This window comes from Aquabacterium sp. (assembly GCF_036273115.1).
In the GTDB taxonomy this organism is placed as follows: Bacteria; Pseudomonadota; Gammaproteobacteria; order Burkholderiales; family Burkholderiaceae_C; genus Aquabacterium.
This window is the reverse complement of the sequence record NZ_DASUIN010000029.1, coordinates 184,748-200,514: the sequence shown is the minus strand read 5'-3', so window position 1 is coordinate 200,514 and position 15,767 is coordinate 184,748. Positions and strand designations below refer to the sequence as shown.

General features: G+C 60.4%; 19 protein-coding genes. 13 read left to right on the top strand and 6 right to left on the bottom strand.

The annotated features are described in order from the left end of the window. The first annotated feature begins 40 nt into the window (after positions 1–40). Positions 41–1,096, top strand: a complete 1,056-nt coding sequence (locus VFW72_RS13875) for an AI-2E family transporter (protein ID WP_329674889.1) — start codon at positions 41–43, stop codon at positions 1,094–1,096. Here VFW72_RS13875 and VFW72_RS13870 read toward each other — a convergent pair. Next, the gene (locus VFW72_RS13870; protein ID WP_329674888.1) at positions 1,042–1,983 is read right to left on the bottom strand and encodes an alpha/beta hydrolase; all 942 of its coding nucleotides are present in this window, start codon (positions 1,981–1,983) and stop codon (positions 1,042–1,044) included. The genes VFW72_RS13875 and VFW72_RS13870 overlap by 55 nt on opposite strands. 17 nt (positions 1,984–2,000) lie before the next feature. Continuing rightward, positions 2,001–2,777, bottom strand: coding sequence for a ComF family protein (locus tag VFW72_RS13865; protein WP_329674887.1), 777 nt, complete (start codon positions 2,775–2,777; stop codon positions 2,001–2,003). A 185-nt stretch (positions 2,778–2,962) separates the two neighbouring features. Here VFW72_RS13865 and VFW72_RS13860 point away from each other — a divergent pair, with 185 nt between their 5' ends. The 7 genes from VFW72_RS13860 (at position 2,963) to VFW72_RS13830 (ending at position 8,884) form a co-directional block, all read left to right on the top strand. Beyond that, on the top strand, positions 2,963–3,895 hold the full coding sequence (locus VFW72_RS13860) for a biotin synthase (protein WP_329674886.1): 933 nt from the start codon (positions 2,963–2,965) through the stop codon (positions 3,893–3,895). Between the two features lie 212 nt (positions 3,896–4,107). Then, positions 4,108–5,289 (top strand): cytochrome c oxidase subunit II, encoded by a 1,182-nt coding sequence (gene coxB / locus VFW72_RS13855; RefSeq protein ID WP_329674885.1) that lies wholly within the window; start codon positions 4,108–4,110, stop codon positions 5,287–5,289. A 35-nt stretch (positions 5,290–5,324) separates the two neighbouring features. Further along, positions 5,325–6,941: a cytochrome c oxidase subunit I gene (gene ctaD / locus VFW72_RS13850; RefSeq protein ID WP_329674884.1), complete on the top strand. Its 1,617-nt coding sequence runs from the start codon at positions 5,325–5,327 to the stop codon at positions 6,939–6,941. A 25-nt stretch (positions 6,942–6,966) separates the two neighbouring features. Further along, positions 6,967–7,101: a cytochrome oxidase small assembly protein gene (locus tag VFW72_RS13845; RefSeq protein ID WP_329674883.1), complete on the top strand. Its 135-nt coding sequence runs from the start codon at positions 6,967–6,969 to the stop codon at positions 7,099–7,101. 90 nt (positions 7,102–7,191) lie between these two features. Beyond that, positions 7,192–7,734 (top strand): cytochrome c oxidase assembly protein, encoded by a 543-nt coding sequence (locus VFW72_RS13840; protein ID WP_414638807.1) that lies wholly within the window; start codon positions 7,192–7,194, stop codon positions 7,732–7,734. Continuing rightward, positions 7,731–7,961, top strand: coding sequence for a DUF2970 domain-containing protein (locus tag VFW72_RS13835; RefSeq protein WP_329674882.1), 231 nt, complete (start codon positions 7,731–7,733; stop codon positions 7,959–7,961). Before VFW72_RS13840 ends, VFW72_RS13835 begins: the two co-directional genes overlap by 4 nt. A gap of 38 nt (positions 7,962–7,999) precedes the next feature. Then, complete coding sequence (locus tag VFW72_RS13830) at positions 8,000–8,884, top strand: cytochrome c oxidase subunit 3 (RefSeq protein ID WP_329674881.1); 885 nt, start codon at positions 8,000–8,002, stop codon at positions 8,882–8,884. A gap of 91 nt (positions 8,885–8,975) precedes the next feature. Here VFW72_RS13830 and VFW72_RS13825 read toward each other — a convergent pair whose 3' ends face one another. Next, the gene (locus tag VFW72_RS13825) at positions 8,976–9,191 is read right to left on the bottom strand and encodes a twin transmembrane helix small protein (protein WP_329674880.1); all 216 of its coding nucleotides are present in this window, start codon (positions 9,189–9,191) and stop codon (positions 8,976–8,978) included. Positions 9,192–9,202: 11 nt separating this feature from the next. On the opposite strand from VFW72_RS13825, the gene VFW72_RS13820 reads away from it, so the two are divergent. The 5 genes from VFW72_RS13820 to VFW72_RS13800 all read left to right on the top strand — a co-directional run bounded on the left by VFW72_RS13820 (position 9,203) and on the right by VFW72_RS13800 (position 13,424). Next, positions 9,203–9,964, top strand: a complete 762-nt coding sequence (locus tag VFW72_RS13820; RefSeq protein ID WP_329674879.1) for an SURF1 family protein — start codon at positions 9,203–9,205, stop codon at positions 9,962–9,964. Further along, positions 9,924–10,625, top strand: a complete 702-nt coding sequence (locus VFW72_RS13815; RefSeq protein ID WP_329674878.1) for a hypothetical protein — start codon at positions 9,924–9,926, stop codon at positions 10,623–10,625. The genes VFW72_RS13820 and VFW72_RS13815 overlap by 41 nt, the downstream gene beginning before the upstream one ends. Positions 10,626–10,628: 3 nt before the next feature. Beyond that, entirely contained in the window at positions 10,629–11,777 is a 1,149-nt protein-coding gene (locus VFW72_RS13810; protein WP_329674877.1) for a COX15/CtaA family protein, read from the top strand. A 61-nt stretch (positions 11,778–11,838) separates the two neighbouring features. Continuing rightward, the gene (cyoE, locus tag VFW72_RS13805; protein ID WP_329674876.1) at positions 11,839–12,756 is read left to right on the top strand and encodes a heme o synthase; all 918 of its coding nucleotides are present in this window, start codon (positions 11,839–11,841) and stop codon (positions 12,754–12,756) included. A 5-nt stretch (positions 12,757–12,761) separates the two neighbouring features. Next, entirely contained in the window at positions 12,762–13,424 is a 663-nt protein-coding gene (locus VFW72_RS13800) for an SCO family protein (RefSeq protein WP_414638813.1), read from the top strand. A gap of 10 nt (positions 13,425–13,434) precedes the next feature. On the opposite strand, the gene VFW72_RS13795 is transcribed toward VFW72_RS13800, so the two are convergent. From VFW72_RS13795 to folE, 3 genes are read right to left on the bottom strand one after another with little or no spacing between them, the layout of a single operon-like run. Continuing rightward, on the bottom strand, positions 13,435–14,295 hold the full coding sequence (locus VFW72_RS13795; RefSeq protein WP_329674874.1) for a D-hexose-6-phosphate mutarotase: 861 nt from the start codon (positions 14,293–14,295) through the stop codon (positions 13,435–13,437). 48 nt (positions 14,296–14,343) lie between these two features. After that, positions 14,344–14,772: a BLUF domain-containing protein gene (locus VFW72_RS13790; RefSeq protein WP_329674873.1), complete on the bottom strand. Its 429-nt coding sequence runs from the start codon at positions 14,770–14,772 to the stop codon at positions 14,344–14,346. A 5-nt stretch (positions 14,773–14,777) separates the two neighbouring features. Continuing rightward, positions 14,778–15,521 carry a GTP cyclohydrolase I gene (folE, locus tag VFW72_RS13785; protein ID WP_329674872.1) on the bottom strand — a complete coding sequence of 248 codons (744 nt, stop codon included), beginning with the start codon at positions 15,519–15,521 and terminating at the stop codon, positions 14,778–14,780. Positions 15,522–15,767: the final 246 nt, after the last annotated feature.

The following is a 15,767-nucleotide window of genomic DNA, read 5'->3' as shown; positions in this document are numbered from 1 at the left end:
CGGCCGGTCATAATGCGCTGAACCCTTGCTTGTCTGACCCATGGAATCGAATCGCGCCGATCGCATCCTCGCCACCCTGGCATTGACCCTCCTCGGCGTGGGCTGCGTTTACGTGCTCTGGCCCTTCATGACCTCGCTGGTGTGGGCGGCCATTCTGGCCTCGACGTGCTGGGTGCCCTTGTTGTGGCTGGATCGCCTGCTGGGCGGCCGGCGCGTGTGGGCGGCCAGCTTGATGACGCTGACCATCACCGTCGTGGTGCTGGGTCCGGTTCTGGCGCTGGCCTTGGGCTTGGCTGACAACCTGGCCGAGTTGGGTAAAGCCGTGTCTGACGCCATGAGCCGAGGCTTGCCAGATGCCCCCGAGTGGGTGCGCCGCATTCCCTTGCTTGGCCATTGGCTGCACGACTATTGGCAGCGTCTGGCGCACGATGGTCAGCGCCTGATGGCTGAACTCAACAAGTTTGCCAAGCCCGCGCAAGACATGGCCCTGAGTGCCGGCACGGTCGTGGGGCGAGGCGTGATCGATCTGACCCTGTCCGTGTTCCTGGCCTTCTTCCTGTTCCTTCACGGTGAAGTGCTCGCCTCCCGCTTGAAGGTGGCATTGGCCAGGCTGGCAGGGGCTCGAGCAGGCTACCTGCTGGAGATCACCATTGGCACCATCCATGGCGTCATCTACGGCGTGCTGGGCACGGCCTTGGCTCAAGGCGTGCTGGCTGCCATCGGCTTCCTGATCGCCGGTGTGCCCGGGGCTTTGTTGCTGGGCATGGTCACCTTCTTCTTTTCTGTGGTGCCAGTGGGGCCTCCCATGATCTGGGGCGGCGCCGCCATCTGGCTGTTTCAGCAAGGCCAGATCGGTTGGGCCATCTTCATGGCCGCTTGGGGCTTCTTCCTGGTCAGCACGGTCGATAACGTCATCAAGCCTTTCATCATCAGCCGTGGCTCGAACCTGCCCTTTGCGGTGGTGTTCCTGGGCGTGCTCGGTGGCGTGCTGTCGTTCGGTGTCATTGGGGCCTTCCTCGGGCCCACGCTCCTGGCTTTGGGTTACCGCCTGGTGGGCGAGTGGACGGGCGTGACGGTCGAACCGGAACAGGGCTGATTCAGCAGCTCGGCGAGTTCTCTTCGGGCCTGTTTGCCCTCTGGCGTCGGCAACAGCGGCCACACGTGAATCATGTCGGGTACCAGGCGCAAGTCGATTGCGCTGCCCTGTTCGCGTGCGCGATGTACCAGGGTCAAGGTGTCGAGGTGACAGAGGTCGCGGGTGCCAGCCAGCATGGTGGTGGGGGGCAAATCATGCAGGTCCGCATGCAAGGGGCTGACCCAAGGGTGCCGGGTTCCCAGGGGGCCCGCATACAGGCGGCCTGCGTGGCGAGCGCCGTCAATGGCCAGCATCGGGTCACGGCGTGCCAGCCTGTCGAGTTGCGGGTGCTGCGAGTCCACATCCACCCAGGGTGTGATCAGAACGAGTCGGTGCGGCAAGGTTTGCCCGCGGTCACGCCGTGCGAGGGTGGTGGCCAGGGCCAGCCCCCCGCCGGCTGAGTCGCCCATCAGCGTCAGGTTGGTCATCGGGTGATGTCGAGTCAGCTCTTCGTACAGCCGCAGGACAAAGCCCAGCGTGTGCTCGCAGGTGCTTTCCGGGGCCAGCGGGTACTCCGGTACCGTGAAGGTCAGTCCGGTGGACAGCACCAGGTTTTCGATCAAATTCCAGTGAAACCGGGTGATGGGGCGCACATAGGCGCCGCCGTGCAGATACAGCACCTGTCCCTTCGGTTCGCCATGCCGTGGGCTGATGGTGTGAACCACGCGCCCCTCGTAGAGTTGGCTCGTCACATTCAAGCGATGGCCCATTTTTTTGTGCGGAGGGGCCGCGCCTTTGCGCCGAACCTCCTGAATGCTGGCATCCAAATGCCCGGCGCTGGTGTAAATGCGCTTGCGCCGAATCAACTGCAGCAGCAATACAAAGGCGTGGTTTCGCAGGCTGGGCATGGTGCGCGTTGGATGGGCTACCGGGAGGTGTGATGGTTCCCCCATTGTTGGGCATTTCTGCGTCGCTCTGGTGTCCGTGCCGCAAACCAGCCCGTCACGCTGGCTGCGCCGGCCGCCAGCAGGGTGCGAGTGGCTTCGTTGGCTGTGGCGCCCGTGGTCATCACGTCATCGACCAGCACCACATGCTGCCCCTCAACTCGGTGCAAGGCATCGGGGCGTACCCGAAACGCCTGGCGAATGCGTCGTGCGCGCTCATCGGCGTGCATGCGCATGATGCGCCCGGTGTCAATGCGTCGCTCCAGGGTGTGCGGGTGAAGTCGCTGGCTCCAGCCTAGCTCCTGACTGGTCAATTGCGCCAGCACCCAGGCTTGGTTGAAGCCGCGTTCTTGCCAGCGAGCGCGCGACAGGGGGATGGGTACGATGAGGTCTGGCGCAGGCATGCGCTGGGCTCGCACGGCCTTGGCGAGAATGCGTGCCAGTGACCCGGCCGCTGCGGGCTGCCGTTGAAACTTCAAGGCCCCGATCTGCTCCGACCAAGGGGGCTCAAAGTCTACCCCCACGATGACGCGGTCCATTTCCGGCGGGTAGTCTTCGCAGCGAGGGCAGTCGGGACCCAGGGCTTCATCGGTCAGCCGTAGGCCACAACGCCGGCAGCGCATTGGCGCTGCACCGTACTCGTGGCGACAGGCAAGGCACAGGCGGGCAGATTGCCAGCTGCCACAGACCAGGCATGCGCTGGGTGCGCGCATCAAGGGGCTGATCTTCCCCCAGGCGTGAGAGAGGTGAGTCAACATGGGGGCTGAATGTAGGCAGCCTCGTGTTTCATGCCCATCACCCCCTGGTGGGCACACTGATTGGGGAGTGGGAAGGCCTGGTGTGCTTCGGGGGCATGGCTGTCCGCGCCCACGACATCGGGTGGGGTTCTTATACTGGCGGCTCGTTTTCCTGAAATGCTCCGCTTGTGTCTGTCGAATCTCCTGTGTCTCAGTCTGCCGCCGTGCCCGCTTGTGCGCCCAGTCGCGCGGGCTTGAACCGGCAGATTCGTCGTCTGGCCGGCCTGGGGCAAGCCCCCTGGCTGCATCAGGAGGTGGCGCGTCGGCTGGCGGAAAAGCTGGACCCGATTCGCCTGGAGCCCCAGAGCTGGATTGACTGGTCGGCCCATCTGGGGGCAGGCGCTGAGATCGTGCAAGCCAAATACCCCAAGGCCCAGCGCTGGGTCATCGAGCCCCATGCGGCGCTGGCCGATCGCAGTCGCGCAGCAGTTCAGGAAGCTCAGCGCGGCTGGAAGACCTGGTTCAAGCGCCCCCAGCAGCAGGTTTTTTCGGAGCCCATCGCGTCCGCGCCCTGGTTGCCCGGTGGGGTGCAGATGCTGTGGGCCAATATGACCCTGCATGCAGCCTCCAACCTGCCGGAGATGATGGCGCAGTGGCACCGACACCTTGCCATCGATGGCTTTTTGATGTGTTCAGGTCTGGGGCCAGACACGGCGCGCGAGTTGCGCGGGGTCTACCGCGACATGGGCTGGGCTTTGCCCACCATCGACTTCATCGACATGCACGACCTGGGTGACGAGTTGGTCCAAGCCGGTTTCGCCGACCCTGTGATGGACATGGAGACCTTGACACTGACCTGGGCCTCGCCAGAGGCCTTGCTCGAAGAGCTGCGCACCTGGGGTGGGAATGTGGCAGCAGGACGCTTCGACGGCTTGCGAACCCCCCGTTGGCGCGAGCGCCTTCTACAGGCTTTGAACCGAAGCCTGATGCGACCAGATGGTCGTCTGGGGCTCACAGTGGAACTTGTCTACGGGCACGCCATCAAGCCCATTCCCAAAGCCAAGTTAGGCCCCGAAACCAAAGTCTCGCTAGACGACATGCGGGCCATGATTCGCCGAGATTCGCCCAAATCCAATTGACAAGTTGGTGAAAACGCTTGTCGTGCAAGTGTTGGCAATCCGAATCAAAGTGCGGGTTATTCATAGCCTTTTCGATCCGAATCGGCCTTGAGGTAGCGCAAGTCGCTCACTAGAATGAATTGAGAAATCTCATATCCCGAACGGGTATGAGCCTCGGTTCACCGTGCCTGGCGCGGATCGGATCGGCATTTCAATCTTTGGCGGGCGAAGACATGATCAACGATCTAGGGTATCGGGTGAGTCGGTTTGGGCGTGCAGTAGCAAAGCTAGGGGTGGTCGGTTCGACGCTCGCAAGTGCCGCGGCGTGGGCCGTGAACGATTTGCCCGGAGGCCCTGCGGTCAAGCAACTTGACTTGCCTCCAGCGGCCACCAAGATTGCCGCAGCGCAGTCTGACCTCCACTACATGATGCTCTACATCTGTGGGGCCATCTTCGTGGCGGTGTTCGGGGTGATGTTCTATTCCATCTTCCACCACCGCAAGTCCAAGGGGGCCAAGCCCGCTGACTTCCACGAGTCGACCACCGTCGAAATCATCTGGACCATCATTCCGTTCTTGATCGTGATCGGCATGGCCTTGCCTGCGACCAAAGTGGTCGTGGCGCAGAAGGACACCACCAATTCCGACATCACCATCAAGGCCACGGGTTATCAGTGGAAATGGGGTTATGACTACATCAAGGGGGAGGGTGAGGGCATTGCTTTCCTGTCCACCCTCGATGCTTCGCAGCGTGCCCTGTCTGATGCTGGCAAGCCTGCGGGCGACAACTACCTGCTGAAGGTTGACAACCCTCTGGTGGTGCCTGTTGACAAGAAGATCCGCATCATCACCACAGCCAACGACGTGATTCACTCCTTCATGGTGCCGCGCTTCGGCATCAAGCAAGACGCCATTCCAGGTTTCGTGCGTGACACCTGGTTCCGGGCCGAGCAGGTGGGTGACTTTTACGGGCAGTGCGCCGAGTTGTGTGGCAAGGAGCACGCCTACATGCCGATTCACGTGAAGGTGCTGTCGGCTGAAGACTATTCCAAGTGGGTGGCCGAGCGTCAAAAGGAAATGCAGGCCAAGGCCGACGACCCCACCAAGACCTGGACTCAGGAAGACCTGCTGGCTCGAGGCGAGAAGGTCTACAACGCCAACTGCGCCGCTTGTCACCAGCCCAACGGCAAGGGCGGCGGTGCCATCAAGCCACTCGATGGCTCTCCGGTGGTGCTCGATTCCGATCAGGGCAAGCAGATTCACGTGCTGCTCAACGGCCAAAACAACATCATGCCGGCCTGGAAGCAGCTGTCTGATGTGGAAATTGCCGCAGTGATCACGTACACGAAAAACCACTGGTCCAACAAGACCGGTCAAACCGTTCAGCCCGCCGAAGTGCTGGCCGCCCGCAAGTAAGGCGTTGTACCGGATCAGTCAGGAAAGGATACGCAATGAGTGCAGTGCTCCATCACGGTGACCACGCCCACGACCATCATCACGACCACCCCCATGGTTGGCGTCGGTGGTTGCATGCGACCAACCACAAAGACATCGGGACGCTGTACCTGTTGTTCTCCTTGACCATGCTGATGATTGGCGGGGTGCTTGCATTGGGCATTCGCGCCGAGTTATTCCAGCCGGGTTTGCAGTTCTTGAACCCCGAACTGTTCAACCAGTTCACCACCATGCACGGCATCATCATGGTCTTCGGGGCCATCATGCCGGCCTTCGTGGGGGTGGCCAACTGGATGATTCCGCTGCAGATCGGGGCCTCTGATATGGCCTTTGCTCGCATGAACAACTTCAGCTTCTGGCTGATGATTCCTGCGGCCTGCTTGCTGGTGGCCTCATTCTTCCTGCCCGGTGGGGCACCGGCTGCAGGTTGGACGCTCTACGCACCCTTGACCTTGCAGATGGGCCCATCGATGGACGCTGGCATTTTCGCCATGCACATCCTCGGTGCCAGCTCGATCATGGGCTCGATCAACATCATCGTCACCATCCTCAACATGCGTGCCCCTGGCATGACCCTGATGAAGATGCCGATGTTCTGCTGGACCTGGTTGATCACCGCCTATTTGCTGATTGCCGTCATTCCTGTGCTGGCCGGTGCCATCACCATGACCCTGACCGATCGCCACTTCGGTACCAGCTTCTTCAACCCGGCTGGTGGTGGTGACCCGATCATGTACCAGCACATCTTCTGGTTCTTCGGTCACCCAGAGGTGTACATCATGATCTTGCCGGCTTTCGGCATCATCAGCCACATCGTGCCCGCTTTTGCACGCAAGAAGCTCTTTGGCTACACCTCCATGGTCTATGCCACGGCCTCCATCGCCATTCTGAGCTTCATCGTGTGGGCTCACCACATGTTTGCCACCGGCATGCCGGTCACCGGTCAGCTGTTCTTCATGTACGCCACCATGCTCATCTCGGTGCCTACGGGCGTGAAGGTGTTCAACTGGGTGGCCACCATGTGGCGTGGCTCCATGACCTTCGAGGCGCCCATGGTGTGGGCGGTGGGCTTCATCTTCGTGTTCACCATGGGTGGCTTCACGGGCCTGATCTGTTCCATGGCCCCCATTGACACCCAGATCCAGGACACCTACTACGTGGTCGCGCACTTCCACTATGTGCTGGTGGCTGGTTCCTTGTTTGCCTTGTTTGCCGGCTTCTATTACTGGGCCCCCAAGTGGACCGGTGTGATGATTCCGGAGTGGAAGGGCCAACTGCACTTCTGGTGGTCGCTGATTGCTTTCAACGTCACCTTCTTCCCAATGCATTTCCTGGGTCTGGCCGGCATGCCTCGCCGTTATGCCGACTACCCCATGCAGTTTGCCGACTTCAATGCGCTGGCCTCGGTTGGTGCTTTTGGTTTCGGTTTTGCCCAGGTGTTCTTCATCTTCGTGGTGTTGATTCCTGCCATGCGCGGCAAGGGCCAGCCAGCACCAGCCAAGCCATGGGAGGGCGCGGAAGGCTTGGAGTGGGAAGTGCCTTCTCCTGCACCTTTCCATACCTTTGAAACGCCCCCCAAGCTGGACGCCTCGGCGACCAGGGTGATTGGCTGAACCCTCGAAGCGAAAAGGGCACACCATGAGCACACCGAATCCGCTGTCCATCAATGAGGCCAAGGCAAAGAATCTGCGTTTGGCTTTGATCCTGGCCTCGATTGCTGCCACATTCTTCATCGGGTTCGTCGCCAAGGTCGTTCTCCTGTCTCATCACTGAAGGCAATCGCCTCGCGTCATGTCCACCACGGTGTCCTCTTCCGGTTTATCGATGGCCTTCAGTCGTCGCCTGAGAAAGGCGAACCTGAACATGGTGGGGAAACTGGTGGTTGTGGCGGGCCTGATGTTCGGTTTCGGTTATGCGATGGTGCCCATGTACAAGCACATCTGTGCTGCGTTGGGCATCAATGTGCTGTCGTTGGCCGAGCAGCAAACCCCTGGTGCTTTGGCCAATCGAAAGGCCAACACCCAGGTCGACTTGACGCGTACCGTCACCATCGAGTTCGATGCCAACGCGCGTGGGCCTTGGGATTTCAAACCTGAGGTTCGCCATGTCGATGTCCATCCCGGCCAGATCACCACGGTGATGTACGAGTTCCGCAATGTGCAGAACAGAACCATGGCGGCTCAAGCGGTGCCGAGCTACGCACCGAAGCAAGCCACCGCTCATTTCAACAAGTTGGAGTGTTTCTGCTTCAACGAATACACGCTCAAGCCGGGTGAGACACGACGTTGGCCGGTGACCTTCGTCATCGACCCACGTTTGCCCAAAGATGTTCAGACGATCACCTTGTCGTACACCTTCTTCGAAGTGGGGGGCAAGGTGCCTCCCGCGCCGGGTGGTCGATCATGAGTTCAGATTTGAAGGAAGCGAGCCAGCGTCAGGGGTCGTTTCTCCAGACCATGAAAGCCGTGGCCTGGTCGTTTTTTGGAGTTCGCAAGTCTTCTGACTATGCGCAAGATGTGGCCAAGATCAACCCGATCCACGTCATCGTGGCGGGGGTCATTGCTGCCATTGTCTTTGTGGTGGGCCTGGTGCTGCTGATCCAGTGGGTGGTCAGTAGTGGCGTGGCGCGCTGAAGTTCGGTCTAACAGGTTGGTGTAAACAGGAGCACGACATGTCGGCATCGGTTTCCAAAGGGCAGGCCCCTTATTACTACGTGCCCGGGCCTTCCCGCCATCCGATGATGGCGGCGATAGGCCTATTCTTTGTGGCCCTGGGTGCTGGGCAATGGGTCAACGGTGTCGAGTGGGGGCCGTACTCCGTCGCACTCGGTCTGGTGTGGTGGTTGGTGGTCCTCAAGCAATGGTTTGGTGACGCCATTCACGAAAGCGAAACGGGGCAGTACAGCGACCGCATTGATGTGTCGTTCCGTTGGAGCATGGCCTGGTTTATTTTCTCCGAGGTCATGTTCTTTGGCTCCTTCTTCGGTGCGCTTTACTGGGCTCGCTTGCATTCGGTGCCCAACTTGGGCGACATGGAGAACTCACTGCTGTGGCCGGGGTTCAAGGGTGTTTGGCCTTCGGATGTGGCTGGTGCAACCGGCTCGCCCGCTGGCACGGTTGAAGCGTTCCGTACCATGGGCCCGTGGCCTATTCCCACGATCAACACGGCCTTGCTGCTGACCTCGGGTGTGACCCTGACCATTGCTCACCACGCCTTGCGTGACAACCTGCGCGGCAAATGCATTGCCTTCATGTGGATGACTGTGCTGCTGGGTATGGCCTTCCTGGGGCTGCAGGGCTATGAGTATTACGAAGCCTATACCCACCTGAACTTGAAGCTCAGCTCGGGTGTATACGGTTCCACGTTCTTCATGCTCACCGGTTTCCACGGCTTGCACGTGTTCGTGGGCATGTTGATGCTGCTATTCATTACCCTGCGCCTGATGAAGGGGCATTTCACCTCGCAGCGTCACTTTGGGTTCGAAGGCGCAGCCTGGTATTGGCACTTTGTGGACGTGGTTTGGTTGGGTCTGTACATCATCGTCTACTGGACCTGATGTGTGCTGGGGGGCTTGCACCCCTCGCCCTGCGCAATCCAATGCCAGGTCAATGAAAAAAGGGCACCTCACGAGGTGCCCTTTTTGTTGCTTAAACCGGAACCCCAGTCGGGTGAATCCATCCCATCATGTAGCTCAGCAGCACAAACAGGAACAGAGCGATGGACAACCCTACTCGCCAGGCGAGCGCTCTGGCCATACGATTGGTCTTGGGAGCGCCGTCTCGGCCATCTTGGAGCATGGCTTTGCCTGCAACCACCAAGGCAGCAATCACGGCAAGCAGGGCCAGGGCCATCACGATTTTCATGGTGTTTGATTATGTCTGTTAACGCGCGGCGTGTCATGGTGTTGATCGCCACGCTGGCGTCGGTCATGGCCACCACTTCGCTGGGCCTGTGGCAGCTGCGTCGCGCCGATTTCAAGGCGGCAATGGCGCAGCAGGTCGAACAGCGCCAGCACGAGCAGCCGCTGCGCAATGCCGACTGGCCCTGTCGTGATCCAGGCCTCTCAAGTCAATTGCAGCAAAGGGCCGTGGTTTTGCAGGGGCACTGGTTGACTGACAAAGTCGTCTACCTCGACAACCGCCAGATGGAAGGGCAGGCAGGCTTCTTTGTCCTGACCCCGCTGCGCCTGGACCCCGCACCAGCCTGTGGCCCGGCCGTGGTGCTGGTGCAGCGTGGCTGGGTGCCTCGGAATGCGAATGATCGGCAGAGTTTGAAGCCGGTCCTGACCGAAGCGAATCGGGTTGAAATCAGAGGGAACTTGTTGCCCGAAGTGTCTCAAATCTATGCCTTGGGGCAAGAGCCGGATGTGCACAAAGGGGCGGCTTCGCCGTTGTTGCGGCAAAACATGAGCCACTCCGATTGGCAAGCCTGGCTGGGGCAACCTCTGGCCCCGTTTGCCCTGCGGCAGTCAGATGACCCGCAAGCGCCTTCGAAAGAGCTGAAACGGGCCTGGCCAGCCCCCGACGTAGGCGTGGGCAAGCACCATGCTTATGCGGCTCAGTGGTTTGTCATGGCTTTGATCATCACAGGACTTTATGTCTGGTTCCAACTCATCCGTCCACGCCGAATTGCCTGAATCCGGCCCGTTGGTTCAGTTCAGCGTTCACAGCCTGCCGGATCCGTCTCGCAGTCAGGCTCAACGCACCCGCAGGGGGCGCTTGAAGATGCTCGCGGTGTGGGCCGTCTGCGCAGCCCCGGTTGTGGCGTCGTATTACACCTACTATGTGCTTCGTCCTCAGGGGCGGGTCAATTACGGTCAGCTGATTCAACCTCCCATCAGCATGCCGGCTGATGCCACCTGGTCGTTGCACGACCTTCGTGGCAATCTGGTGCTGCCCTCTTCGCTCAAAGGGCAGTGGCTGCTCATCACCGTTGCGGGCGGCGCCTGCAACAGCGAGTGCGAGCAGCATCTCTACCAGCAGCGGCAGTTACGTGAAACCTTGGGCAAAGACAAAGACCGGCTCGATCGTGTCTGGTTGGTCACCGACGACGCTCCGGTGCGAGCCGAATTGCTGCCTGCCTTGCAGCAAGCGTGGGTGCTCAGGGCCTCTGACGAAGCTGTGCGTCGCTGGCTGTTTCCTCAGGCCGGACATGGTTTGAGCCAACACCTCTACCTGGTCGATCCCAGAGGGGACTGGATGATGCGGTTTCCGGCTTCGCTCGATCCCAGTCGCGTCAAAAAGGATCTGACTCGGCTGATGAAAGCCAATGAGTCTTGGGATGAGGCGGGTCGCTAAGCCATGTCATCGCCTTTGGACTTGATCAACCTGGGCCCAGCCGCGGAAGTGGCCCTGTTGGGCTTGGTGCTGGCGGCTGTGCCGGTGATGGCGGTGGTCTGGCAGTCGCGTCGAGCAGGCATTCGAGGCTGGCCCGCCTGGCAACGTGCGCTCACGGTCGCTACCCTGTTTCTCACGCTTGACCTGGTGGTGTTTGGCGCCTTCACTCGCTTGACCGACTCTGGTCTGGGTTGTCCGGACTGGCCCGGGTGTTATGGCCACACCAGCCCGGTCGGGGCTCATTCCGCCATTCAGCAAGCCTGGCAGGTCAGTCCGTCCGGGCCGGTCAGTCACAGCAAAGCCTGGATCGAAATGATTCACCGCTATCTGGCCACCGCAGTGGGGGCCTTGATCACAGGCTTGATGATCTTGAGTTGGCGCATGCGGCGTCGGGCAGGGGGCTTGTCGCCTTGGTGGGCCACCTGCACATTTGTGTGGGTTTGCGCGCAAGGCGCGTTCGGCGCCTTGACGGTCACGATGAAACTGCAGCCCCTGATCGTCACGACTCATTTGCTGGGAGCCATGTTGGGTGTGGCCTTGCTGACGGCTCAGACCCGTGTCCTTGAGTTCCGCCTTGCGGCTGCGCCCAGTGTGGCCGACTCGGCTTATGCGGGCATTCGTCGCCTGGCCGCATGGGTTTTGTTGATCTGTACCGTGCAGATGGCGGCGGGCGCCTGGGTCAGCACCAATTACGCAGTGCTCGCTTGCGATCAGTTTCCTCAATGCCAGAACAGCTGGTGGCCGCCCGTGGACTTTCAGACGGGCTTCACACTGTGGCGCCCCCTTGGAGGGGATGGTCAAGGGGGCTGGATCACCTTGGCGGCACTCACGGCCATCCACATGACACACCGTTTGTTCGCCTTGGTGGCACTCGGGGCATTGGCCTGGCTGGCCTGGTCCATGCGCAAAGTCCCTGGGGCAGGGCGCGACCAAGCATGGCTATGGGGGCTGATGCTCTGGCAGTTGCTGACAGGTCTGAGCAATGTGGTGCTCGATTGGCCGCTGGCTTCGGCATTGGGCCATACCCTGGGTGCCGCTTTGATGGTCTGGCGCCTGACGCGACTGATCGTTCGGCCCCGCTATCAGGGACATTCCGCTACCACCCTGGGGTGAGGTGACTTTTAGAATGAATCCAGCACAAGACTTTGATGATGAGGTCCCTCAGGGAGCGCCCATGGCTGAAACCGTTGCATCGCCTGCCTTGATGGCGCCCCAAGCGCCTTCGCGTTTTCAGCAGTTTTATGTGCTGACCAAGCCCCGTGTGGTGCAGCTCATTGTGTTCTGCGCTTTGATTGGTATGGCGCTGGCGGTGCCTGGCGTGCCCACCGCGGCCGAAGCCTTCAAGGCCCTGGCTGCATGTGTTGGCATCTGGCTGGTGGCTGGGGCGGCTGCCGCGTTCAATTGCCTGGTCGAGCAACAGATCGACGCGCGCATGAAGCGCACTGCGTGGCGCCCCACTGCTCGGGGTGAGCTCACCCGTACCCAAACCCTTTTGTTCAGTACCAGCTTGTGTGCCGCCGGCATGTTGATTCTGGCGGTATGGGTGAACCCATTGACCATGTGGCTGACCCTGGGCACCTTCGTGGGCTATGCCATTGTCTACACCGTGGTGCTCAAGCCCCTCACGCCGCAGAACATCGTCATTGGCGGCGCCTCAGGCGCCATGCCACCGGTGCTCGGCTGGGCCGCGATGACCGGATCGGTCGACCCTGAAGCCCTGATGCTGTGCCTGATCATCTTTTTGTGGACCCCACCTCACTTCTGGGCGCTGGCACTGTATCGGGTAGAAGACTATGCGCGAGCAGGTCTGCCCATGTTGCCTGTGACCCATGGCAACGAGTTCACCCGTCTTCATGTCTTGCTCTACACCTTGATCCTGATGGCCGCCACGCTGCTGCCTTTTGTCTACGGCATGAGCGGGTTGATCTATCTGGCTTCAGCTTTGGTCTTGGGAAGTCTGTTCGTTTGGTATGCCTACCGCCTGTGGAAGCAGTACAGTGACGCCTTGGCCCGCAAGACCTTCAAGTTTTCCATCGTCCACCTGATGTTGATGTTTGCGGCCCTGCTGGTGGACCACTACTACACGATCTGATCATGATGACCCAGCCCCCCCAGGGGCAACCAAGCCGCCGGATCGCGACCTGGTTGTTGGCCGCGCTGGCGGCTCTCTCATTGCAGGCTTGCAAGCCTGCCGCTTCGCCAAACAGCACAGCTGGCACTGCCAGCCAGGTAGCGGAGGCGGCCCACTTCAACGCTGTTGACATCACGGGCGCAGAATACGCGCGCAAATTGCAACTCAAAGATGTCGACGGCAAGCCGCGTTCCCTTGATGAGTTCAAAGGCAAGGTGGTGTTTCTATTCTTTGGCTACACCCAGTGCCCCGATGTGTGCCCCACCACCATGGCCGACCTGGCTGCCGTGCGTAAAAAGCTCGGCGCCGATGGTGACCGCGTACAAGGCGTTTTCGTGACGGTGGACCCCGCCCGCGACACCCCAGCCGTGCTCAAGTCCTACTTGGCCAGCATGGACCCATCATTTGTGGGCTTGCATGGCAGCCCAGCAGAGATCGATGCCGCAGCCAAAGAGTTCAAGGTCTTTTACCAAAAGGTAGAAGGCCGAGAAGGCGGCTACACCATCGATCACACAGCAGGGGCCTTCGTGTTTGACCCCCAAGGGCACGTGCGCTTGTTCGTGCGCTATGGCATGGGAGTGGAGCCCCTGGCGGCCGACCTCAAGCAACTGCTGGCCGCCAAGCCTTGATGCGGCCGCGTCAGGCCGACAGCAAAGTCAGGCTCTGACGCCCGCTCCAGCTTTCATCTGGACCCAGTGTGACTGGGTCATTGATGCGGGCCGCTTCGACGCACAACATCTGTTGCCAGCCATCGGCAGGCATGTCTTTCATGTGCGCGCATTTCTCTGGGCCCGGATTCCAGATCACCGCATCTGGCATGTTCTCGCTCTCGATTTCAAGGCGGCGAGGGCCGTCACGCAGCAACAGGTTGTGTACCTTGGCGTAGATGCGGTCAATCTCGCCGTGGAAACGCTTTTCCGGATGGTCTTCAATGGCCTCGCCACCCAGCACGCTGTCGATGTAGTGGCAACCATCCAGGCCCTGTAGGCGAACATGGGTCAACTCGCTGACAGCCAGATAGGTGTGCAGTGCCGCAGAGAAGGGCCAGGTCGTCTGACCGGGATTGTGTGCGTACAGCTCCATGTCCAGGCGCGCCCCGCTGATCGACAGCGTCAACTCCAGCGTGAATTGATGAGGCCACCATGCACGGGTGCTGTCATCATCGCTCAGCACCAAGGTGGCCTGCGCGTGGTCTTTGCCCTGGCGTACTTCGTCGACTTTCCAGGGGCGGGTGCGAGCCAGCCCGTGGCGAGGCAGGCTCACATCGGGGCCGCGTTGTTCAAACTGAGGAAAAATCACTGGCACGCCACCACGCACGGCCTGGCCTTGGCCCGCCACTGCATTGGGCGACAGATACAACTGTTCGTCCGCCCCGGCGGGCTTCCACGAAACAAGATGACCACCGTGCAGCAGAACGATGGCTTCAGAGCCGCAAGGCGACTGGATTTTCAGGGCCGGTTGGCCCAGAACTTCGATCAAAGGGAACTGGGAATCACTCATCCCGCAAGTATCCCCTGATCTGAGGCTGTTTGACCGTATGGGTGCCGATCAGGTCGGCCGACTGCAGATTGACGCAGTGGCGATCAACTCTTCCAGCATCGCCATCGACACCTTGCCCGACACCGAGTAGGGGTCCAGCACGGGCCGCTCCGAGTACTTCAGCAAGATCGATGGGTTCACGCGGCTCAAATTGGCTTGACCCATTGTCCACCCGGCAAAGCGGCGCTCGGTGATTTCCTCGTACATCAGCAGCACCACATCCTGGTGGCGCGGATCGGCCGCAATGCGTGCGTACAACTGACTGACCGCTTCACGCCCGCCTTCGAGCACCTGCATGAAAATGTCGCCGCTATAGCAAAGCAAGCCCGTGATGCCCTTGGCCGGGTTCTCATTGCGAGACACGGTCAGGATCTGATCAATGACCTCATTGCCCAAAGGTGCCTTGGCACGGCTGGCATAAAGCAAACGAACCAGCATGATGTTCAACCCTTGCGATTGTTGACGAGCGACAGGAATTCCCGGCGCAGATTCGGATCTTTCAGGAACGAGCCTCGCATGACGCTGTTGATCATGCGCGAATCCATGTCCTTCACCCCGCGCCACTGCATGCAGAAATGGTCGGCTTCCATCACCACGGCCAAGCCGTCGGGGTTCATGCGCGACTGCAGCAAGTCAGCCACCTGGGTCACGGCTTCCTCTTGAATCTGTGGGCGGCTCATGATCCAGTCGATCAGGCGAGCGTACTTCGACAGGCCGATCAGATTCGAGTGTTCATTGGGCATGATCCCGATCCACACCTTACCCATGATGGGGCACAGGTGGTGCGAGCAAGCGCTGCGCACGGTGATCGGCCCCACAATCATCAACTCGTTGAGCCGTTCCACATTGGGAAATTCGGTGACCTCCGGGGCGGCTTCAAAACGGCCCTTGAAGATTTCCTTCAAGTACATCTTGGCCACGCGCCGAGCGGTGTCCTGCGTGTTGTGATCGCTCTCGGTGTCGATCACCAGGCTCGACAACACGCCTTGCATCTTGCCGGCCACCTCGTCCAACAACTTTTCCAACTCACCGGGCTGAATGAACTCGGCGATGTTGTCGTTGGCGTGAAAGCGCTTTTGCGCCTCCTTGATGCGTTGCCGGATCTTGACCGACACCGGCACGCCTTCGTCAGAAGACGAGTCACCCTGGGATGGGGTGTCAATGGCGCGAAGCTTGGGAGTGGTCATGTGAGTGCGTTGCTAGGTTGAAGACAAGCCAACATGCTAGCGCGGCTGGGGAAATCGTGCACGACCACCGGGGGCGTGGGGGTAAGCGTGGCGTAAGCTCTGCGCAAACTTGAGGTCGCGATGACCGGGCGATGGATGAGTATCGGCAGGCGTTGAGGGCGTGGGACGCGAGGCAGGGGGCGAAGGCGGATCAAAAGACTTGAGGGATATGACAGCTCTGCCGAGACGTGTGCATTAGTCATTTGA